The organism is Streptococcus sp. 27098_8_69, assembly GCF_041432445.1.
Taxonomy (GTDB): domain Bacteria; phylum Bacillota; class Bacilli; order Lactobacillales; family Streptococcaceae; genus Streptococcus.
This window is the reverse complement of sequence record NZ_JAPVZO010000013.1, coordinates 12525-33546: the sequence shown is the minus strand read 5'-3', so window position 1 is coordinate 33546 and position 21022 is coordinate 12525. Positions and strand designations below refer to the sequence as shown.

Sequence of the window (21022 nt, the reverse complement as noted above, 5' to 3'; positions counted from 1 at the left end):
TTAATGATTGAAATATAATATTTTTGGTTTTAAGGTAAAATAAAACGGTTGCAATTCAGGTGTTGATAGCATCTGGTGTTAGTTTGTGGTATAATAGAAATAAAATAATTAATAGAGGTGTAAGGTGGTAAGACGTTTAAAAGAAAATAAAGCGAGCAAGTTTCAGCAAAGTTTCAATATTATTTTGTTGTTTTTATATATAGTGCTTACTTGTTTTTTGCTGTTTTTAATATTCAGATATCATATCTTAGCCGTTAGTTATTTCAATCTTCTTCTAGCAGCTATTATGATGTTCATTGCGCTAGTAGCTTTATTTTTAATATCAAATAGAAAAGCTAAGAAGTTTACTTTAATCATGCTCTTGCTATCTATTGTAGCCAGCTCACTAGCTTTGGTTGGAGTTCATCAGTTCGTTAGTTTGGCCAATCATTTAAATGCAACATCTAACTATTCTAGTTACTCTATCAGTGTTGCAGTTTTGGAGGATAGTGAGATTGGTAATGTATCCCAACTATCCAGTGTGACAGCTCCGACAAAAACAGATGCAGAGAATATCAAAAAACTGCTTGATGATATTAAGACAAGTCAGAATAAAGACCTAAAGGTTGAGGATAGTTCTTCTTACCTTGCGGCTTATAAGAGTCTCTTAGCTGGAGAGACCAAGGCAATTGTTTTGAATAGTGTCTTTGAAAATCTGATTGAACAAGAGTATCCGGATCACGCCAAAAAAATCAAGAAAATTTATACCAAAGAACTAACCAAAACTGTTGAAGCACCTAAGTCTTCTCAAAACAAGGCTTTTAATATCTATATTAGTGGGATTGACACATACGGACCGATTAGCTCCGTTTCTCGTTCGGATGTCAATATCATCATGACGGTTAATCAAGAAACCAAGAAAATTCTCTTGACAACGACCCCTCGTGATGCTTATGTGCCCATAGCTGATGGAGGCAATAACCAAAATGATAAATTGACCCATGCAGGTATTTATGGTGTGGATGCTTCGATTCATACTTTGGAAAATCTTTATGGAATTGACCTAAATTACTATGCACGACTCAACTTCACTTCTTTCTTGAAATTAATTGATCTCTTAGGTGGTGTCGATGTTTATAATGACCAAGAGTTTACATTATTTCAAGGGAAATATAACTTCCCTGTTGGGAATGTCCACCTAGACTCTGAGCAGGCCTTAGGCTTTGTACGTGAGCGCTATTCATTAGCAAACGGTGATGGAGATCGTGGACGTAACCAACAGAAAGTCATTTCGGCTATTATCCAAAAACTAACTTCGGCAGAAGCATTGAAAAATTTTGATGATATTATGCAAAGTTTACAGGATTCTGTCCAAACCAATATGCCTCCTGAAACAATGGTTAGTTTAGTGAACTCCCAACTAGTAAGTGGAGGGAAATATACTGTCATCACTCGAGATTTAAAGGGAACTGGTCGTATGGGTCTTCCTTCCTATGCTATGCCTGACAGTGAACTCTATATGTTAGAAGTTGATCCAAACAGCCTAGAGACACTCAAAACAGAAATCAAAGATATCATGGAAGGAAAATAAGATGATTGACATCCATTCACACATAGTTTTTGATGTAGATGATGGTCCTAAGGATAAGGCAGAAAGTATAGCGCTTCTGAAGGAAGCCTATGCTCAAGGAGTCCGTACCATCGTTTCGACTTCCCATCGTCGAAAGGGGATGTTTGAAACACCAGAAGAGGACATATTAAGAAATTTTAAAGTTGTCAAGGAGTTGGCTAAAGAGGTTGCTCCTGATTTAACCATCTTGTATGGAGCAGAAATTTATTACAGCAGTGATGCTTTAAACAAATTAGAGAATCAGCAGATTCCACAACTAAATGGCACCCGTTATGCCTTGATAGAATTCAGCATGAATACTCCTTACCGAGACATTCATAATGCACTAACGAATGTTCTCATGTTAGGAATAACACCTGTAATAGCGCATATAGAGCGATACGCTGCTTTGGAAAATAATGAAAAAAGAGTGCGAGACCTCATCAACATGGGATGTTATACACAGGTCAACAGTTCGAGTATCCTTAAACCAAAATTGTTTGGTGATACTTATAAATTCATGAAAAAACGGGCTCGTTATTTCTTAGAGAGGGATTTGGTTCATATAGTTGCTAGTGATATGCACAATCTAGATGGTCGCCCTCCTTATATGAAGGAAGCCTACGAAATAGTGAGTAAAAAGTATGGCCAAGATAAGGCTCGGGAACTCTTTATATTAAATCCCGAAAAAGTCATTAAAGATCAAATTATTTAGGAGTTATAATGAAAGAAAAAGATACTATTGAAATCAATGTTATTCAGTTGTTAAAGGCACTATGGAAAAAGAAACTGCTAATCCTTCTTGTAGCCATCGTAGCAGGAGCCGCTGCATTTGCATATAGTAGTTTTGTTGTTAAACCTGAGTACAGAAGTACAACTCGGATTTATGTAGTTAATCGAAACCAAAGTGATAAACCGGGATTGACAAATCAAGATCTACAAGCAGGAGCTTACCTGGTTAAGGACTATCGTGAGATCATTCTTTCCCAAGATGTCCTAGAGAAAGTAGTTGCTGATCTTGGTTTAAACATTAATGCGAAAATATTAGCTAAGAAGATTCAAGTAACGGTTCCCGCAGACACACGTATCGTATCTATTTCAGTTAGTGATCACAAGCCTGACGAAGCAAGTCGAATTGCAAATGCTCTTCGAGATGTTGCGGCACAAAAGATTATTGCGGTCACCCGTGTTTCTGACGTAACTACCTTGGAGGAAGCACGTCCAGCAACTGGACCGTCTTCACCAAATATTCGTCGAAATACCATTATGGGAGTTGTAGCAGGTGCAGGATTAATGATTGTAGTGGTCTTGTTGCTTGAACTATTCGATGACCGTGTTAAACGTCCAGAAGATATCGAAGATGTTATGGAAATTTCACTCCTTGGAGCCATTCCAGACATGGATAAATTAAAGTAAGGGAGAACTTATGGCGAAGTTAGAATTATCACAACAAAAACTGAACTCTGTAAAAAAAGCAGAAGAGTACTACAATGCTTTACGTACAAATATACAACTGAGTGGGAATAACTTAAAGGTTATTGCCGTTACATCGGTTGACCCTAGCGAAGGAAAGTCTACAACAGCTACTAATGTTGCTTGGGCTTTTGCGCGTGCTGGCTACAAGACGTTATTGATTGATGCCGACATTCGAAACTCAGTCATGTCTGGAGTATTCAAATCAAGAGAACGAATCACAGGTTTAACTGATTATCTTGCTGGTACACAAGACTTATCTCATGGTCTTTGTGAAACAAACATTGATAATTTATTTATGATCCAATCAGGGTCACCTTCTCCAAATCCAACAGCTCTTCTTCAAAGTACCAATTTTGAATTGATGATTGAAACACTACGAAAATATTTTGATTATATTATTGTTGATACAGCCCCAATCGGAGTTGTAATTGATGCAGCGATTATTGTTCAAAAATGTGATGCATCAATTTTGGTTACAGAAGCTGGTAGAACAAAAAGAAGAGATATTCAAAAAGCTAAGGTTCAGTTAGAACAAACAGGGATCTTATTTTTGGGTGTTGTTTTAAATAAATTTGATGTTAAACGAGAAAAATATGGATCTTATGGAACTTACGGTTCTTATGGTAAAAGAAAAAAATAAGATAGGGAGTTCAGTATGGAAGGAAGAGGCCTCTACAATATAACTCTGGCCCTCTTGCAGAGTATACTTGTTAGTTTATTAGCTTATGTACTGATTGCAAGTTCAGAAACTGATATTTCTTCAAGAAATATTCGATCTGTTTGGAAGAACAATTGAACTGAACTTTCTAATCCATTATTGAGAAGTCATATATTACTGAAACAAATAAGTTTTGTTTAGATGAGAAAAGAAAATTTTATTTGTTATAGCAGATATAAGGACTATATTCCCATAAATCATTGAATTACCAAAGATATACTGAGTTTTTGCAGTTGCATGAACTGAACGATTTAATTTGAAAGATGGGAATAAGATAGAATTTGAATTTATAGTGAGAAATAGTTTATGTACAGTGTAATAAAACGATTAGGGGATATAACTTTATCTTTAATAGGCATAATAGTACTGTGTCCAGTTTTTTTGATAATTATAATCGCGATTAAACTGGATTCAGAAGGACCAGCGATATTTAAGCAAAAACGTTTTGGGCTTCATAAGAAATCTTTTTATGTTTTAAAATTTAGAACAATGAAAGTAGAATCTCCCAAATATGTAGCTACTCGAGATTTACACAATTCAGAGCAGTGGATTACCAGAGTAGGAAGTGTTTTAAGAAAAACATCTTTAGATGAGTTGCCTCAACTATGTAATATTCTTGTTGGTAATATGAGTATTGTGGGCCCTAGACCGGTAGCAATAAACGAATTGGATGTAGTAGAAGCAAGAGATAAATATGGTGCAAATGATGTTTTACCAGGATTAACGGGATGGGCACAAATTAATGGTCGAGACAATCTGTCTACAGATATGAAAGCAAAATTGGATGGTTATTATGTAAAACATAGATCATTAATAATGGACATAAAATGTATAGTAAGAACAATACCTTACGTATTGAAACGAAAAGGAATTGTAGAGGGGAGTAAACGAGAGAGTTAAGATAGTGAAATGAAAATTTTATTTGTTAGTCAACATTATAGACCAGAACCTTTTAGATTATCAGATATTTGTGAAGATCTTGTTGAGAGAGGCCATGAAGTTACTGTTTTAACAGGAATTCCTAATTATCCTGAAGGTGAAATATATGCGGATTATCGGAATAACCAAAATAGACGAGAAACTATAGAAGGAGTTACTGTTTTTCGTTCCTATACAATTCCAAGGGGAAAAAGTACTTTACATAGGATATTAAATTATTTTAGTTTTGCTATCAGTTCATCGATAGGAGTTTTACTGGGACAGTATAAAGCAAAAGATGGATCAGAATTTGATTGTGTTTTTGTAAATCAATCATCTCCAGTTATGATGGCATGGGCTGGTATGGTTTATAAAAATAAGTATAAGAAGCCCCTATTTCTATATTGTATGGATGTTTGGCCAGATAGTTTAACTGTAGGTGGAGTGAAACAAGATGGCTTGATTTTCAAGTTGTTTAAATTTATCTCAAAAAAAGTTTATCGAACTAGTGATTATATATTTGTCACTAGTCCATCATTTAAGAATTATTTTGTGCAACAATTTGATATATTAGAACAAAAGATTACTTATTTGCCACAATATGCAGAAGATCTTTTTATCCCTGATGAATCGAGAGTTAATAAAGAAAGTGTTGACCTAACTTTTGCTGGTAATATTGGTAAAGCACAAAATTTGGAAACTATTTTGAAAGCTGCCAGCTTGATAGAAAAGAATACTGATTTACCCAAGAAAATTCATTTTCATTTTGTTGGAGATGGTACGGAATTGTTAAGTATGAAAGCATTAGCTTATGAATTGGAGTTGAAGAATGTTTCCTTTTATGGAAGACGTTCTTTGGAAGAAATGCCTACCTTCTATAAAAAATCAGATGCTATGTTAGTTTCTTTAATAGGAGACTCGATAGTTTCTCGTACTATACCTGGGAAGGTACAATCTTATATGGCGGCAGGGAAACCAATTATAGGTGCAATTTCAGGAGATACTAAAACAATCGTAGAGGAAGCAAATTGTGGCTATGTTAGTTCTGAACAAGATGTGGAACAATTAGCACAAAATATTTGTGAATTCAGTATGTTGTCTATAGAGGAACAAAAGGAGTTAGGAAAGCAAGCTCGTTATTACTATGAAAAGCACTTTTCTAAAGAGCAGTTTATGACACAGTTGGAAAAGTATTTGAGAGAGGAATTTTCCTCATGAAAATTTTGATGATTAATACTGTTTGTGGTATTAGGAGTACAGGAAGAATTTGTACGGATATCGCAACCGCTTTAACAAAAAAGGGTCATGAAGTTAAGATTGCATATGGACGTGAGTATGTTCCAGAAGTCTATCAAGATTACGCGGTTAAAGTAGGATCGAGAGTGGATGTAAATAGGCATGTCTTACAAGCTCGATTTTTTGATAATGCTGGTTTTGGAAGTAAAGTGGCAACTAGAAAATTTATTACTTGGGTGAAAGAATATGATCCTGATATTATTCATCTGCATAATTTACATGGATACTATATTCATGTAGGAGAATTATTTTCCTATTTGAAAACTTGCGGAAAGAAAATTTTATGGACCTTACATGATTGTTGGGCTTTTACTGGACATGGTGCTTACTTTGATACTTTAGAATGTGAAGAGATTGGACAGTGCTATCATTCGAGTCAAAAACACGATTATCCAAAGTCATTAATTGATTTTTCATCTAGAAATTTTAAACGTAAAAAACAATTGTTTACAGGGATTCCAAATTTAACGCTTATTACGCCATCGGAGTGGTTGGCGAATCTGGTAAGAGGTTCATTTTTGAAAGAATATCCCGTAACAGTTATTCATAACGGTATTGATACTACTATATTTAAACCAAGGCTATTTGAGGCTCAGGAATTGAGAAAAAAATTTAGCTTAGAAGGCAAACAGGTACTGCTTGGTGTGGCTTCTATCTGGGATCAGCGTAAAGGCTTGAATGATCTATTAGAATTATCTACACAGCTAAAATCTTATCAACAATTAGTTTTGATAGGATTATCAAAAGAACAATTGACTAAACTTCCTCAAGAGGTTATTGGTCTGACCACAACAGATAGTGTGGAAGAACTTTCTGCTTGGTACACGTTGGCAGATGTATTTATCAACCCGACAACACAGGATAATTATCCGACAACTAATTTAGAAGCTATTGCCTGTGGGACACCAGTTGTGAGCTACCCAACTGGGGGGAGTATAGAAAGTACACATATGTACGGTATAGTGTGTAGTGATAGAACTGTTACTTCTATACTAGGATCCCTAAAAGAAGTGAGTCAATGTAAAAGGAATCCTAATTTTAATTTGTCAAAAGAGTATTTTGTAGAAAATATACTCAATTTATACTAGTGGAACTGGAGTTGATATGATAAAGATTTTATACGTTAACGGCGGGACTATGGATAGAGGCGGTGTATCTACCTTTATGATGAATGTTTATGAAAAAATGCATTCTGAAAACATTCAAATTGATTTTTTAGTCCATACATTGTCCAAAGGTGTACGCGATGAAGATATTTTAAATCTTGGAGGTAAAATCTTTAGAGTTCCTGCCAGAGGAAGGAATCCTTTAAAAAATTATCGTCAAATTAAGCAAATTATGCTGAATGGAAAATATGATGTAGTTCATGCGCATGCTGATGCAGGAAATAGTACAATTTTATCTATTGCAAAAGAGTGTAATATTCCTATTCGTATTTCACATTGCCATAATACAAACTATACAAACAAAAGTTTATTGAAGAGGTTTTTGAATGACCAATTCAAGAAGCAAATTCCGAAATATGCTACTCATCTATGGGCTTGTTCGGAAAAAGCAGGAGAGTGGTTGTATGGTAATCACTCTTTTGAAGTTATTCCTAATGCTATTGATGTTCAAAAGTTCATCTATAGTCCACAATTATCTAAAGATTTGCGTAAGGAATTAAATTTAGAAAATAAGTTTGTTATTGGTCATGTAGGACGATTTGATTATCAGAAAAATCATGATTTTCTTCTTAAAGTTTTTGCGGAAGTTATCAATGAAAGAGAAGATGCTCATCTTGTTCTCATAGGTAAGGGAGAATTGGAAGAGGTTATTAAAAAGCAAGCAAATCAATTAGGAATATTGGATAAGATTAGTTTTTTAGGTGAGTCTTCTAATGTGAACAAATTGATTAATGTGTTTGATGTAGGTGTTTTCCCATCTCTTTTTGAAGGTTTTGGTATAGCTGTGCTAGAGATGCAAATCAACGGTTTACCATTAGTAGTTTCTGATAATTTTCCCAGTGAGATTAATTTAACTGATAATATACGTTTTTTATCATTGGATGAAACAGTTAAATATTGGTGTGAAACGATTTTGGAGACCAAAGGACGGGATACTGGGGCAGTTGATAAAATTATTGCTAAGGGTTATAACCTGTCTGATATGGTTAATAAGTTAACAAAAACTTATGAAAGAATTGTAGATAAATCATGAAAAAAGTATTATTTGTAACTAATATTCCATCGCCTTATCGTGTGGATTTCTATAATCAACTTGGGAAATTTGTGGATTTAACTGTTATTTTCGAAGCAACAGGAGCTCAAGATATTAGATTTGATTACCGTGAGACTTTTAAAAATTTTACCGCCATTTTTTTAAGTGAAGGTAATATTGATGAGAAGAAATTAAATTCAGCTATATTCCAGTATTTAATTCCTGAAAAGTATGACTATATTTTTTTGACTAACTATTCTTATCGAACAGAATTATTTGGTTATTTAAAGTGTGTTTTTTCTAAGATACCGTTTATATTAGAAATTGATGGCGGTAAGATACCAGAAAGCGAGAACTTTTTAAAATACCAGTTTAAAAAATTTATTCTTACGAAACCCTGCTATTATTTTAGTCCAAGTCAGTCCAGTGATGATTTCTTAGCGCATTATCATGTGAATAAAGAAAATATTTATCGGTATTCATTTACTTCGTTATCAGAAAAAGACATACGACATCAAATTGTCGATGAGGAAGAAAAACAATTTTTAAGAAAAAAACTAGGATTCAGTCCAAATAAAAAAACAATTTTATTTGTTGGTAGAATCATCCCTGGTAAAGGTGTGGATGTTTTAATCAAGGCTGTTCAAAATTTATCAGACAATGTACAATGTTTGATTGTAGGAGCAAGTCCTGATAGTGAATACAAACAATACTTGCTTGATCTTATTGGACAAGATAGCCGTTTTCATTTTATTGATTTTTTACAGACATCTGAACTGAAACAATACTACAAGCTATCTGATATATTTGTTTTACCAACAAAGTCTGATGTTTGGGGACTTGTTGTAAACGAGGCAATGTCGCAGGGACTTCCTGTTATTTCTACATCTGCATGTGTTGCTGCAATTGAACTTGTTTCGAATGGTTATAATGGATATGTTATTGATAGGGTCGATGACTGGAAAGCTATTTTTCAAAAGTTAAGCCAAGTATTACAAGATGACTCATTACGAGTTCAATTATCTCAAAATGCTTTATCTACTATTAAACACTACACTATTGAAACAATGGTTGAAGAGCATTTGAAATTTATGGAGGAAAAATGAGGATATCTATTGCAATGACAACTTATAATGGAGCTGATTATTTGCTAGAGCAGCTAGAATCGCTTCGTACTCAGAGTTTAATGGCTGATGAAGTTATTATTGTTGATGATTGTTCAACAGATAATACAGTTGATTTACTTAATATGTATATTCAGAAGTATCATCTTGATAATTGGGTATTGATAAAAAACTCATCTAATATAGGTTGGAGAAAAAACTTTAGAAAAGCGCTTCAAAAGACAACAGGAGATGTAGTTTTTCTTTGTGATCAAGATGATATTTGGAATAAAGATAAAATTTCACTGATGGTAAAAGAGTTTCATAAATCGCCGTCAATAGAACTATTGGCTAGTAACTATGAGATTCTCGATTTTGGTAGAAATGATAAAATCAAGATTAAGGATATTGAGTTAGATAATGGTGCTGTAGTCCCGTTTTCGTTAAAAAACAAGAGTATTTCTGTTATGAGACCAGGATGTACTTTTGCAGTTAAGCGTGAGTTAATAGTTCTGTTAGAAAAGTATGATATAGATAGATTTGGCCATGATAATATTTTATGGAATCTAGCTATGGTAAGAGGAACTCTATATCTATACTTAAAACGCTTAATACATTTTCGTCGCCACGAAACAAGTGCTTCTGCTCCTAAGCAATCTCTTAATCGTGAACGGCGAGTTGTTGAAGTGGATACGAGTTATCAAATTGCAGTTTTCTTACTTGATGTGGCTCGTAAAGAACATTTAGACATAAAAATAATTTCTCAACTTGAAAATATGGCAATGGTTCTTGAGAGACGTAGAGAGATTTTAAAAGATGGTACTCTTATGCAAATAGTTCATTTCCAATTGAAGTATTATGCTTATTATCCTACATTCCGCAATTTAATATCAGATATATTAGTGTTTTTAAAAAAATAATGAGAGAGAAGAGTTTTGAGTAAAATTTCTAAAAATTATCTATATAACTTAATTTATCAAGTGGTAGTTTTAATATTACCACTATTGATTACTCCATATGTTGCTAGAGTATTGGGCGCACACCAGTTGGGAATTTACGATTATGCCAATTCAATCGTTACTTTGATTTATACTTTAGGTTTACTAGGTATCGGTCACTATGGAAATCGCGAATGTGCCTATACTAGAGATGATAAAGAGGAACTATCAGAGACATTTTGGAGTATTTTGGCTATTCAGATTATTTTAGGATTTTTTTCACTATTCTTCTTATACATTTTTTCTAACATAAATTCAAATTATCAAGTTTATTTTCAACTTTTTTCCATTTGGCTTTTTGGGTCTATTCTTGATTGTACGTGGTTCTATCGTGGCTTAGAGGAAATGCAGTATGTTGTATTAAAAAACATTATTGCTAAGTTATTATTTACGATAGCGACCTTCTTATTTGTAAAAAGCGAAACAGATCTAACTCTATATGTGCTCATATATGGTCTCTCTGTTTTAGTAGCAAATGTATCAGCTTATAGTCAACTAAGGATGTTTATTAGTAGACCAAAGATAAATATTCATCGTTTTACGGAGATTATTTTAGGGAGTCTCAAACTATTTTTACCAAGTATCATCATGCAAATTATGTTATCTGCTGATAAAATTGTTCTAGGGTCTTTAAGTTCTGGAATCAGCAATGTTTCTTACTATAGTAATGCAGAGAAGATTATACAGATACCACTCTCTTTAATAGTAGTATTAAATTCTGTTATGATGCCCCGAATAGCAAATGAATTTCGTAATAGACGGTTAGAAAATATGAAAAAGTATCTGATAACTGCAGCTGAATTTTCTTTGTTCTTAGCTGTTCCATTGTCGATTGGTCTTTATGCTATTGCAGATACTTTTGTTCCGTGGTTTTTAGGCGAAAGTTTTATGCCATCTATAGATGCTCTTAAATGGCTTGCTCCTATTGCTGTTGGCAATGCTTTACTAGGAGTCTCAGGTAGTCAGTATTTTGTTGCAGTTAATAAAACAAAAGTCTTATTCTTTTCTAATACTTTAGCTGCAATTTTAAATATTCTATTAGATTTGTTACTTGCTCCAATGTTTGGAGTAGTAGGTGTTTGTTTAGCAACTATAGTATCACTTACCTCTTCTGTTATAGTGCAATACTATATAATGTCAAAGGATATACCTATTATACCTATTTTGAAGTCATTATTTAAATATCTCATTTATTCTATGATAATGGGGATAATTATTATTGTTTCGTTCAAAGGATATCCAGCAAATTATGGAACAACTATTAAGCAAATCGTTCTTGGGATAGTAGTTTACTTTGGTTTGAGCTTGTTGACGCGAGATGTATTTGTTTTTCAAGCATTAGATTTTGTAAAGAAAGGATTCAAAAAAAGTAGATGATTTCAGCTTTATTTTATATAAGTTTTTTAACAAATCTACTAGTCGTAGTCAATAGGATACGTATAAATTTTCTAGCATTTTTATCTTGGTTAGTTTTGTTTTTTATCTATGCAGGAAATATCCGAGGAGGATTTTCAGATTTAACTCATTATCGTGCAAGATATGCTGTAGGAAAAAGTAGTCTGTATTTTTCAGACCATGCGTATAATTTTTTTGCAGATTGGTTTTCACATCACTCCATCTCTTTTCAAGTTTTTTTAGCATGTATTTTCCTTTTCTCCTCAGCATGTTTCTATTTTGTTGCTAAAAAATTGCATTGTAATTATAATCTTCTGATTTTATTGCTATCTCTTTTTTATTTCTTTTATACTTTAGAAGTTCTAAGATTCTTTTTAGCAGCTAGTGTAGCACTTATAGCACACTATTATCTTTCACAAAATCATCGATTTATATTCATAGGATTGATGTTCATAGCGTTTCTGTTTCACGGATCCATCATTTATTTCTTACCATTTGTTATTTTTTACAGACAAAAAAATACTAGTAAGATGCTATGGGCATTGGTATTTATGTCTACGGTGTTAATTGTGACAAATCTATTGGTAGGTAATAATTCTAGCTACTTGACTAAAATATTTGAACTGCTAGGGAGCGAGGCCACTAAAAGTCGTGTTATGTATTATACAGCGAAATCGACTCGTCTTGGTTTTATATTGTATGATAGTTACTATATTTTCAACCTACTAATTAGTATTAACCTCAAAAAGATAGCAAAAACAGTTTCAAATCTCCCTCAGGAAGTGACCAATTTTATAAACTTGGTGTATCAACATAGTTTTTTTAGTACAATTTTTTTACCCCTAATTATGTTTAGTACAGCATTTACTCGCTATTTAATTTTTACTGTTGTTTTAAATTTTATAGCCATTGCAGCTTTACAACCATTTATGCAACGATCATTTATAAAATTAAAGAACGGACTTTATATTATTTTCGGAGTTGTAGGTGCTACTTGTTTTTGGTGGTATCTAAGAGAAAATGTTCTCTATTTTTATGAAGCGCTTTTGCCAAATTTATTTAACTGATTGTGATTTTATATTCTTTATGTCTGTACTTTGCAAACATTACAAGAGTGGTCTATAATATAAAAATATAAAGAAATACGGTGTAGATATTTCTTTAGAAAGTGGAAATTTAAATGATTAATTACAGCGCAGATGAATTAGATATGATTCAGAAGCTTGAACTCAAAATATTAAAAGAAATTATTCGAATATGTAAAAAAGAAAATATAGAGTATTTTTTAATTGGTGGAAGTGCTCTTGGAGCAATACGTCATGAAGGATTTATACCATGGGATGATGATATTGATGTTGGTATGACGCGTGAGAATTACGATCACTTTTTAAGAGTAGTTGAACAGTATTTAGGAGAAGAGTTTTATTTACAATCACCATCCTCTGATAGCAATTCTCCCTATTCTTACAGTAAACTAATGTTAAAAGGGACTTTGTTCTTAGAGTATGCCCAAAGGAATTTAAAAACACAAAGTGGTATTTATGTAGATATTTTTCCATTTGATGAGGTTCCAGATAATGAGTCAGAAAATGAGAGACAATTTAAAGCGGTACAGTTTTATAAAAAGTTATATGTGATGAGGATGTTACCAACTGTTTCTAAGGCTCCTGAGAATTTTATTCAAGGTTTAAAAGCTATTCTAAGGAGATGCATTCATTATAGCTTAAGATTAATTCCTAAAAGTTTAATACTCAAAAAAATTGATCAATTTTCTAGATTATATAATGGAACAAATCAATCTGCATTTGCTTGTTTAGACTTTCCGGTAAGAAATGTAGAGTATGTTCTAAAAACAACACTATATCCCTTAATTGAACATAAATTTGAGGAAATTACAATTTTATTACCTGGTGATTTTCATCAATACTTGACTACACATTATGGTGAGTACATGAAGTTGCCACCTTTAGAAGAACGTGTTGGGCATAGACCATATTTGATTGATTTAGGAATATATGGAAAGGAAGAAAAATGAAGAGAGTGATTACTTACGGGACTTTTGATTTGCTTCATTACGGTCATATCAATTTATTGAAGCGTGCTAAAGATTTGGGAGATTATTTAATAGTAGGTCTATCTACTGATGAATTTAATCTTCAAAAAGATAAGATTTCATATTTTGATTATCAACAACGTAAAATTTTGCTTGAATCTATTCGTTATGTAGATCTGGTAATTCCTGAGATTTCATGGGAACAAAAACGAGAAGATGTAAAGAAGTATTATGCTGATATCTTTGTTATTGGTGATGATTGGGAAGGTAAGTTTGATTTTTTGAAAGATGAGGGCGTAGAAGTAGTATATTTACCTCGTACTGAAGAAATTTCTACTACACAGATTAAAGAAGATTTAAACAAGACCAAAGGTGGAAAATAATATGTCACAATTTACAGGAAAAACTCTTCTAATTACAGGAGGGACAGGTTCATTTGGGAATGCGGTTCTCAAGCGTTTTTTAGAAACAGATATCTCAGAGATTCGTATTTTTTCACGAGATGAAAAGAAACAGGATGATATGCGTCATGAATTTCAGGTGAAAGTACCAGAAGTGGCTGGGAAAATCCGTTTTTACCTCGGAGATGTGCGGGACTTGGCTTCGGTAAAAAATGCTATGCATGGTGTGGATTATGTTTTTCATGCTGCTGCTCTTAAACAAGTACCTTCTTGTGAATTTTTCCCTGTAGAAGCGGTAAAAACTAACATTTTGGGAACTGAGAATGTTCTTACTGCAGCTATTGAAGCTGGTGTAAAGCAAGTTATCTGTCTTTCTACAGATAAGGCGGCTTATCCTGTTAATGCTATGGGAACATCCAAGGCTATGATGGAAAAGATTGCTGTTGCTAAGTCCCGGACGGTAAATTCTGAGCATACAAAGATATGCGTGACTCGCTACGGGAATGTTCTATGTAGCCGTGGATCTGTAGTTCCTCTTTGGATTGAGCAAATTAAGCAAGGGAATGCTCTCACAATTACTGAACCTAGCATGACACGTTTTGTCATGACATTGGAAGAAGCAGTAGACTTGGTTTTATTTGCATTTGAAGAAGGGAAATCTGGAGATATACTAGTTCAAAAAGCACCTGCATGTACGATTGAAGTGTTGGCTAAGGCTGTATCAGAAATTTTTGCCTCAGAACAAGATATTAAGATTATAGGTATTAGACACGGAGAAAAAATGTATGAAACACTATTAACTAATGAAGAGTGCGCAAATGCAATTGATTTGGGTGATTTTTATAGAGTTCCTAGTGATAATCGTAATCTTAACTATGATAAGTATTTCAAAGATGGTAGTACGAATAGAAATTTGTTGACAGAATTCAATAGTAATAATACTGATTTGATGGACGTAGAGCAAGTTAAAAGAAAGTTGCTAGAATTAGATGAAATACAGACAGCAATTCGTCACATGGTAGCAGATGACGAAAAGAGCAAATGATGTGAAATCTTTTAAGATACATTAAAGTTTTGAAGGATGTGTAATGTGTCATTTCATTGTCGAGAGAGTTGACTATTAAAATAGCATATAATGATATAAAACAAGGGGGACGCATGATTAAAAATGTTTTAATCACAGGAGCGAAAGGATTTGTAGGAAGAAATCTTATCTGTACTCTGGAAGCTTTGAAGGATGGGCGAGATAGAACTCGTCCTAATTTAGAGATTGGAGAGATTTTTCAGTATGATCGTGATACAGATCCGATTTTATTAGAAGAATATTGTAAGAAAGCCGATTTTGTATTCCATTTAGCTGGCGTCAATCGTCCACAGAATCCTGATGAATTCATGGAGGGAAATTACGGTTTTTCAAGTAGATTATTAGAGATTTTAGAAAAGTATGAAAACACTTGTCCTGTTCTACTCTCTAGTTCTACTCAAGCTAGTTTAGAAGGCCGATTTTCAAACTCTGTATATGGACAATCTAAGCTAGCAGGGGAAGAACTATTCTTCGAATATGGAAATAAAACGGGAGCATCTGTCTTAGTTTACCGTTTCCCAAATCTGTATGGGAAGTGGTGCCGCCCTAACTACAATTCTGCTGTAGCAACTTTCTGTCATAATCTAGCTCACGATTTACCTATTCAGGTAAATGATCCAAGTGTAGAATTGGAGTTGCTGTATATTGATGATTTGATACAAGAGTGTCTAACTGCATTGGAAGGAAATCCTCATCGTTGTAATCTAGATGGATTACAAATCTTACCCAGCCCATCAGGAAACTACTGTTATGTACCAACGACTCATCGTGCAACCCTAGGAGAGATTGTAGCTCTATTAGAAACATTTAAAAAACAGCCTGATAGTTTAGTTATGCCTGAAATTCCTCAAGGATCCTTTGAAAAGAAATTGTATTCTACCTACCTATCTTATTTACCAGTAGATAAGTTTAAGTTCCCTCTAAAAATGAATATAGATGAACGAGGTAGTTTCACGGAACTATTAAAAACGGAAAATGCGGGTCAATTTTCTGTCAATATTTCTAAACCTGGCATTACAAAAGGGCAACATTGGCATCATTCTAAGTGGGAATTTTTCATGGTTGTTTCTGGTCGTGCTTTAATACAAGAGCGTAGGATAGGACTGGATGAAAACGGGCAAGAGTATCCTGTTCTGAACTTTGAAGTGTCGGGCGATAAGATTGAAGCAATACATATGATACCGGGCTATGCACATAATATTATTAATCTTTCTGATACAGAAAATCTAGTTACTGTCATGTGGGCTAATGAGTCATTTGATCCTAGCCATCCAGATACTTTTTTTGAACAAGTGGAGAAATAAATGAAAATTAAGACAGATTATAGTGATATTCACTTTAAAGATAATGGCAAACTTAAGTTATTGATTATTGTGGGAACACGTCCAGAGATTATACGTCTAAGTAGTGTTATCACTAAATGTCGAAAGTATTTTGATGTTATTTTGGCACATACTGGACAAAACTATGATTACAATTTAAATGGCATTTTCTTTGATGATTTAGGTTTAGATACTCCAGATGTATACATGGATGCTGTTGGAGATGATCTTGGTGCTACTGTAGGGAATATTATCAATACTTCTTACAAATTGATGAATCAAATTAACCCAGATGCTTTATTGATTTTAGGGGATACAAATTCTTGTTTGTCAGCTATTGCTGCCAAGCGTTTACATATTCCAATTTTTCATATGGAGGCTGGCAATCGCTGTAAGGATGAGTGTCTTCCAGAAGAAACTAATCGTCGGATTGTTGATATTATTTCAGATGTTAACTTAGCATACTCTGAACATGCTCGTAAGTATCTACATGAGTGTGGTTTACCTAAAGAGCGCACATATGTAACTGGTTCTCCAATGGCAGAAGTGTTACATAAAAATTTATCTGCCATTGAGTCTTCAGATATCCATGAACGTTTGGGATTGAAAAAAGGAGGTTATATCCTACTTTCAGCTCACCGTGAGGAAAATATTGATACAGATAAAAATTTTCTCTCTCTCTTCACAGCAATTAATAAATTAGCTGAAAAGTATAATATGCCAATCTTGTATTCTTGCCATCCTCGATCTAAGAAAAGATTAAAAGAGAGCAGTTTTGAATTAGATAAACGTGTGATTCAGCATGAGCCACTAGGATTCCATGACTATAATTGTTTACAGATGAATGCATTTGTTGTAGTATCTGATTCAGGAACTTTACCAGAAGAAAGTAGTTTCTTTACTAGTCAAGGCTATCCATTCCCAGCTGTATGTATTCGTACAAGTACAGAACGCCCTGAGTCCCTAGATAAGGCAGGATTTATTTTGGCAGGTATTGATGAAAATTCTCTTCTTCAAGCAGTTGAAACTGCTGTTAGCTTGGCAGAAGATGAGGATTTTGGCTTACCTGTACCAGACTATGTTGAGGAAAATGTCTCTACTAAAGTTGTTAAGATAATACAGAGCTATACAGGGATAGTGGATAAAATAGTTTGGCGGAAAAGCTGAATTGTATATTTTTAATAAAATAATCAATTCTTAATAGAACAGGAATAAAATTGAACGAATTCGATAGAAATGGCTTCTTTGACAGTAGAGGGGATTGCCATTCTATCGGATTATGGCTTGTTTTTGCGCCTTATGTTTGATAGAATAAAGTAACAACACTTTAACAATTGCAGTGAGGTGATAATAATGGCAGTAATTTTTAAAGATGTACTTATTGAAGAGAAGACTGAAGAAGAAAAACAACATATTTTATCTATTTTAAATGGTGAGTATAACTTATCTGATGATGTAAGTCGTAGATTACGACGACTGAATGAGGAAAGTAAACACATGAAGTGTTTAGTAAGGAGACGCACTAATAGCCTGTCTTGGATTCTATTGATGAATTGAAATTAATCAGTATCTCATTGTCATTTTTTAACGATGAGGAAGCTAGAGATTTTTAATGGATCTCTGATTACTATGTAATTTAGCATTGAAAAACTAAGAAATGGTGAAATTATGCCTCTTACACAGTTATTTGAAACATCCTTAGGAATTGATTTTTAATTGTATGCAAACAAAGTAGAATTCGCTTATTTCATTTTATGCTAAATGTAATATGAAATAGGTGAATTTTTATAGATAAAGAAGAGTTTTTATGTGTTTTTAGATAATAATTTGAAAAAATGTGACGATTATTTTCCTTTTAGAGTAGTACACAATTAATAGTAATTGACTCTAAAACAATAAAGAAAGGGACCCCTTTTATGAAAGGTATTATTCTAGCAGGTGGCTCGGGGACACGTTTATATCCTTTGACCCGAGCTGCATCAAAACAACTTATGCCGGTTTATGATAAACCCATGATTTATTATCCTCTATCTACACTCATGTTAGCGGGTATCAAAGATATTTTGATTATCTCAACTCCACAGGATTTACATCGATTCAAAGAGCTCCTTCAAGACGGATCTGAGTTTGGGATTAAACTTTCTTATGCAGAGCAACCAAGTCCAGATGGTTTGGCACAAGCCTTTATCATTGGGGAAGAGTTTATTGGTGAAGATAGCGTTGCGCTAATCTTAGGCGATAATATCTACCACGGGCCTGGGCTTTCTAAGATGTTACAAAAGGCAGCAAGCAAGGATTCAGGAGCGACTGTCTTTGGCTATCACGTGAAGGATCCAGAACGCTTTGGTGTTGTTGAGTTTGACAAAGACATGAACGCCATTTCTATCGAAGAAAAGCCAGAACATCCTCGTTCAAACTATGCAGTTACAGGCCTCTATTTCTACGATAATGATGTAGTAGAGATTGCCAAAAATATAAAACCAAGCCCGCGTGGTGAATTGGAAATTACAGATGTCAACAAGGCTTACCTAGATCGCGGAGATTTATCGGTTGAGGTTATGGGACGTGGTTTTGCTTGGTTGGATACGGGCACTCATGAAAGTTTGCTAGAGGCTTCACAGTACATCGAAACAGTCCAACGGATGCAAAATGTTCAGGTGGCGAACTTGGAAGAAATTGCCTATCGCATGGGCTATATCAGTCGAGAAGATGTGTTGGCCTTAGCCCAACCACTTAAGAAAAATGAATACGGGCAGTATCTGCTTCGTTTGATTGGAGAAGCATAGATGACAGATAATTTTTTCGGTAAGACACTTGCAGCACGCAAGGTTGAAGCTATCCCAGGTATGTTGGAGTTTGATATCCCCGTTCATGGTGATAATCGTGGTTGGTTTAAAGAAAATTTCCAAAAGGAAAAAATGCTCCCACTTGGATTTCCAGAGTCTTTCTTTGCAGAAGGAAAATTGCAAAACAATGTATCCTTCTCACGTAAAAATGTTCTCCGTGGCCTCCACGCAGAACCTTGGGATAAGTACATCTCTGTAGCAGATGGTGGGAAAGTTCTGGGTTCTTGGGTTGATCTACGCGAGGGCGAAACTTTCGGAAATACCTATCAGACAGTAATTGATGCAAGTAAGGGAATCTTTGTTCCTCGAGGCGTGGCCAATGGTTTCCAAGTCCTATCAGATACAGTTTCTTATAGTTATTTGGTCAATGACTACTGGGCTCTTGAACTCAAACCCAAGTATGCCTTTGTGAACTATGCTGATCCAAGCCTTGGCATTGAATGGGAAAATCTTGCAGAAGCAGAGGTTTCAGATGCAGATAAAAATCATCCACTACTTAAGGATGTAAAACCTTTGAAAAAAGAAGATTTGTAAAAAGGAAAGAATATGACTGAATACAAAAAAATTATCGTGACAGGTGGAGCTGGTTTTATCGGTTCCAACTTTGTCCACTATGTTTACAAGAATTTTCCAGATGTTCATGTGACAGTATTAGACAAGTTGACTTATGCTGGGAACCGCGCGAATATTGAGGAAATTTTAGGTGATCGTGTTGAGTTAGTTGTTGGGGACATTGCGGATGCGGACTTGGTAGACAAGTTGGCAGCTCAAGCAGATGCTATCGTTCACTATGCGGCGGAAAGCCACAATGACAATTCGCTCAATGATCCATCACCATTTATCCATACCAACTTCATCGGAACCTATACTCTTTTAGAAGCTGCTCGTAAGTATGATATTCGCTTCCACCATGTATCGACAGATGAAGTTTATGGGGATCTCCCTCTACGTGAGGATTTGCCAGGTCATGGTGAAGGTCCAGGTGAGAAATTTACTGCTGAAACCAAATACAATCCAAGCTCTCCTTACTCATCAACTAAGGCAGCTTCAGACTTGATTGTGAAAGCCTGGGTACGATCATTTGGAGTCAAGGCAACGATTTCTAACTGTTCAAATAACTACGGTCCTTATCAACACATTGAAAAATTTATCCCACGTCAGATTACCAACATCCTAAGTGGAATTAAGCCAAAACTTTACGGTGAAGGTAAGAACGTTCGTGACTGGATTCATACCAATGACCACTCTTCAGGAGTTTGGACAATCTTAACAAAAGGTCAAATCGGTGAAACCTACTTGATTGGGGCTGATGGTGAAAAGAACAACAAGGAAGTTTTGGAACTAATCCTTAAGGAAATGGGACAACCTGCCGATGCCTATGATCATGTGACTGACCGTGCAGGACATGACCTTCGTTATGCAATTGACGCAAGCAAGCTCCGTGATGAGTTGGGCTGGAAACCAGAATTCACCAACTTCGAACAAGGTCTCAAAGAAACCATCCAGTGGTACAAAGATAACCAAGAGTGGTGGCAGGGAGAAAAAGAAGCTGTTGAAGCCAACTACGCTAAAACACAAGAGGTTCTTGAAAAATAAAAGGCAGAAACTTTCTGCTTTTTATTGCT

Annotated in this window: 21 protein-coding genes; all 21 read left to right on the top strand. The window is 34.5% G+C overall.

Translation table 11 applies throughout. The features are described from left to right. Window positions 1-124: 124 nt before the first annotated feature. The gene (locus O3658_RS06050) at window positions 125-1570 is read left to right on the top strand and encodes an LCP family protein (protein ID WP_371560040.1); all 1446 of its coding nucleotides are present in this window, start codon (window positions 125-127) and stop codon (window positions 1568-1570) included. A 1-nt stretch (window position 1571) separates the two neighbouring features. Then, on the top strand, window positions 1572-2303 hold the full coding sequence (cps4B, locus tag O3658_RS06045; protein WP_371560038.1) for a capsular polysaccharide biosynthesis protein Cps4B: 732 nt from the start codon (window positions 1572-1574) through the stop codon (window positions 2301-2303). 8 nt (window positions 2304-2311) lie between these two features. Beyond that, entirely contained in the window at window positions 2312-3004 is a 693-nt protein-coding gene (locus O3658_RS06040) for a Wzz/FepE/Etk N-terminal domain-containing protein (RefSeq protein WP_371560036.1), read from the top strand. A 10-nt stretch (window positions 3005-3014) separates the two neighbouring features. Continuing rightward, window positions 3015-3704: a tyrosine-protein kinase gene (locus O3658_RS06035; protein ID WP_371560034.1), complete on the top strand. Its 690-nt coding sequence runs from the start codon at window positions 3015-3017 to the stop codon at window positions 3702-3704. Window positions 3705-4088: 384 nt separating this feature from the next. Then, the gene (locus tag O3658_RS06030; protein ID WP_371560032.1) at window positions 4089-4682 is read left to right on the top strand and encodes a sugar transferase; all 594 of its coding nucleotides are present in this window, start codon (window positions 4089-4091) and stop codon (window positions 4680-4682) included. 9 nt (window positions 4683-4691) lie between these two features. Continuing rightward, window positions 4692-5918 carry a glycosyltransferase family 4 protein gene (locus O3658_RS06025; protein WP_371560030.1) on the top strand — a complete coding sequence of 409 codons (1227 nt, stop codon included), beginning with the start codon at window positions 4692-4694 and terminating at the stop codon, window positions 5916-5918. Continuing rightward, window positions 5915-7084 (top strand): glycosyltransferase, encoded by a 1170-nt coding sequence (locus O3658_RS06020; protein ID WP_371560028.1) that lies wholly within the window; start codon window positions 5915-5917, stop codon window positions 7082-7084. The genes O3658_RS06025 and O3658_RS06020 overlap by 4 nt, the downstream gene beginning before the upstream one ends. Before the next feature lie 16 nt (window positions 7085-7100). Further along, complete coding sequence (locus tag O3658_RS06015; RefSeq protein WP_000590693.1) at window positions 7101-8195, top strand: glycosyltransferase family 1 protein; 1095 nt, start codon at window positions 7101-7103, stop codon at window positions 8193-8195. Further along, complete coding sequence (locus tag O3658_RS06010) at window positions 8192-9301, top strand: glycosyltransferase family 4 protein (protein WP_371560026.1); 1110 nt, start codon at window positions 8192-8194, stop codon at window positions 9299-9301. The genes O3658_RS06015 and O3658_RS06010 overlap by 4 nt, the downstream gene beginning before the upstream one ends. Then, window positions 9298-10218, top strand: a complete 921-nt coding sequence (locus O3658_RS06005) for a glycosyltransferase family 2 protein (protein ID WP_371560024.1) — start codon at window positions 9298-9300, stop codon at window positions 10216-10218. The genes O3658_RS06010 and O3658_RS06005 overlap by 4 nt, the downstream gene beginning before the upstream one ends. 15 nt (window positions 10219-10233) lie before the next feature. Beyond that, window positions 10234-11673, top strand: coding sequence for a flippase (locus tag O3658_RS06000; RefSeq protein WP_371560022.1), 1440 nt, complete (start codon window positions 10234-10236; stop codon window positions 11671-11673). After that, entirely contained in the window at window positions 11670-12758 is a 1089-nt protein-coding gene (locus O3658_RS05995; RefSeq protein WP_371560020.1) for an EpsG family protein, read from the top strand. The genes O3658_RS06000 and O3658_RS05995 overlap by 4 nt, the downstream gene beginning before the upstream one ends. A gap of 113 nt (window positions 12759-12871) precedes the next feature. Further along, window positions 12872-13726 (top strand): phosphorylcholine transferase LicD, encoded by an 855-nt coding sequence (locus O3658_RS05990; protein WP_371560018.1) that lies wholly within the window; start codon window positions 12872-12874, stop codon window positions 13724-13726. Then, entirely contained in the window at window positions 13723-14127 is a 405-nt protein-coding gene (tagD, locus tag O3658_RS05985) for a glycerol-3-phosphate cytidylyltransferase (protein ID WP_000832257.1), read from the top strand. The genes O3658_RS05990 and tagD overlap by 4 nt, the downstream gene beginning before the upstream one ends. A 1-nt stretch (window position 14128) precedes the next feature. Further along, on the top strand, window positions 14129-15190 hold the full coding sequence (cps4J, locus tag O3658_RS05980; protein WP_371560016.1) for a capsular polysaccharide biosynthesis protein Cps4J: 1062 nt from the start codon (window positions 14129-14131) through the stop codon (window positions 15188-15190). Between the two features lie 113 nt (window positions 15191-15303). Beyond that, window positions 15304-16533, top strand: a complete 1230-nt coding sequence (gene cps4K / locus O3658_RS05975; protein WP_371560014.1) for a capsular polysaccharide biosynthesis protein Cps4K — start codon at window positions 15304-15306, stop codon at window positions 16531-16533. Continuing rightward, the gene (gene cps4L, locus O3658_RS05970) at window positions 16534-17718 is read left to right on the top strand and encodes a capsular polysaccharide biosynthesis protein Cps4L (protein WP_371560013.1); all 1185 of its coding nucleotides are present in this window, start codon (window positions 16534-16536) and stop codon (window positions 17716-17718) included. A 186-nt stretch (window positions 17719-17904) separates the two neighbouring features. Continuing rightward, complete coding sequence (locus tag O3658_RS05965; protein ID WP_371560011.1) at window positions 17905-18108, top strand: hypothetical protein; 204 nt, start codon at window positions 17905-17907, stop codon at window positions 18106-18108. Window positions 18109-18467: 359 nt separating this feature from the next. After that, window positions 18468-19337, top strand: a complete 870-nt coding sequence (gene rfbA, locus O3658_RS05960) for a glucose-1-phosphate thymidylyltransferase RfbA (RefSeq protein ID WP_371560009.1) — start codon at window positions 18468-18470, stop codon at window positions 19335-19337. Next, complete coding sequence (locus O3658_RS05955) at window positions 19338-19931, top strand: dTDP-4-dehydrorhamnose 3,5-epimerase family protein (protein WP_371560007.1); 594 nt, start codon at window positions 19338-19340, stop codon at window positions 19929-19931. It begins immediately after the preceding gene. Window positions 19932-19943: 12 nt separating this feature from the next. Then, on the top strand, window positions 19944-20993 hold the full coding sequence (gene rfbB / locus O3658_RS05950) for a dTDP-glucose 4,6-dehydratase (RefSeq protein ID WP_371560006.1): 1050 nt from the start codon (window positions 19944-19946) through the stop codon (window positions 20991-20993). The last annotated feature ends 29 nt before the right edge of the window (window positions 20994-21022 follow it).

Coding starts and splice junctions, on each gene's coding strand:
- cps4B (WP_371560038.1), top strand. CDS start 1,572: ATGATTGACATCCATTCACACATAGTTTTTGATGTAGATGATGGTCCT.
- O3658_RS06040 (WP_371560036.1), top strand. CDS start 2,312: ATGAAAGAAAAAGATACTATTGAAATCAATGTTATTCAGTTGTTAAAG.
- O3658_RS06035 (WP_371560034.1), top strand. CDS start 3,015: ATGGCGAAGTTAGAATTATCACAACAAAAACTGAACTCTGTAAAAAAA.
- O3658_RS06030 (WP_371560032.1), top strand. CDS start 4,089: ATGTACAGTGTAATAAAACGATTAGGGGATATAACTTTATCTTTAATA.
- O3658_RS06025 (WP_371560030.1), top strand. CDS start 4,692: ATGAAAATTTTATTTGTTAGTCAACATTATAGACCAGAACCTTTTAGA.
- O3658_RS06020 (WP_371560028.1), top strand. CDS start 5,915: ATGAAAATTTTGATGATTAATACTGTTTGTGGTATTAGGAGTACAGGA.
- O3658_RS06015 (WP_000590693.1), top strand. CDS start 7,101: ATGATAAAGATTTTATACGTTAACGGCGGGACTATGGATAGAGGCGGT.
- O3658_RS06010 (WP_371560026.1), top strand. CDS start 8,192: ATGAAAAAAGTATTATTTGTAACTAATATTCCATCGCCTTATCGTGTG.
- O3658_RS06005 (WP_371560024.1), top strand. CDS start 9,298: ATGAGGATATCTATTGCAATGACAACTTATAATGGAGCTGATTATTTG.
- O3658_RS05995 (WP_371560020.1), top strand. CDS start 11,670: ATGATTTCAGCTTTATTTTATATAAGTTTTTTAACAAATCTACTAGTC.
- O3658_RS05990 (WP_371560018.1), top strand. CDS start 12,872: ATGATTAATTACAGCGCAGATGAATTAGATATGATTCAGAAGCTTGAA.
- tagD (WP_000832257.1), top strand. CDS start 13,723: ATGAAGAGAGTGATTACTTACGGGACTTTTGATTTGCTTCATTACGGT.
- cps4J (WP_371560016.1), top strand. CDS start 14,129: ATGTCACAATTTACAGGAAAAACTCTTCTAATTACAGGAGGGACAGGT.
- cps4K (WP_371560014.1), top strand. CDS start 15,304: ATGATTAAAAATGTTTTAATCACAGGAGCGAAAGGATTTGTAGGAAGA.
- cps4L (WP_371560013.1), top strand. CDS start 16,534: ATGAAAATTAAGACAGATTATAGTGATATTCACTTTAAAGATAATGGC.
- O3658_RS05965 (WP_371560011.1), top strand. CDS start 17,905: ATGGCAGTAATTTTTAAAGATGTACTTATTGAAGAGAAGACTGAAGAA.
- rfbA (WP_371560009.1), top strand. CDS start 18,468: ATGAAAGGTATTATTCTAGCAGGTGGCTCGGGGACACGTTTATATCCT.
- O3658_RS05955 (WP_371560007.1), top strand. CDS start 19,338: ATGACAGATAATTTTTTCGGTAAGACACTTGCAGCACGCAAGGTTGAA.
- rfbB (WP_371560006.1), top strand. CDS start 19,944: ATGACTGAATACAAAAAAATTATCGTGACAGGTGGAGCTGGTTTTATC.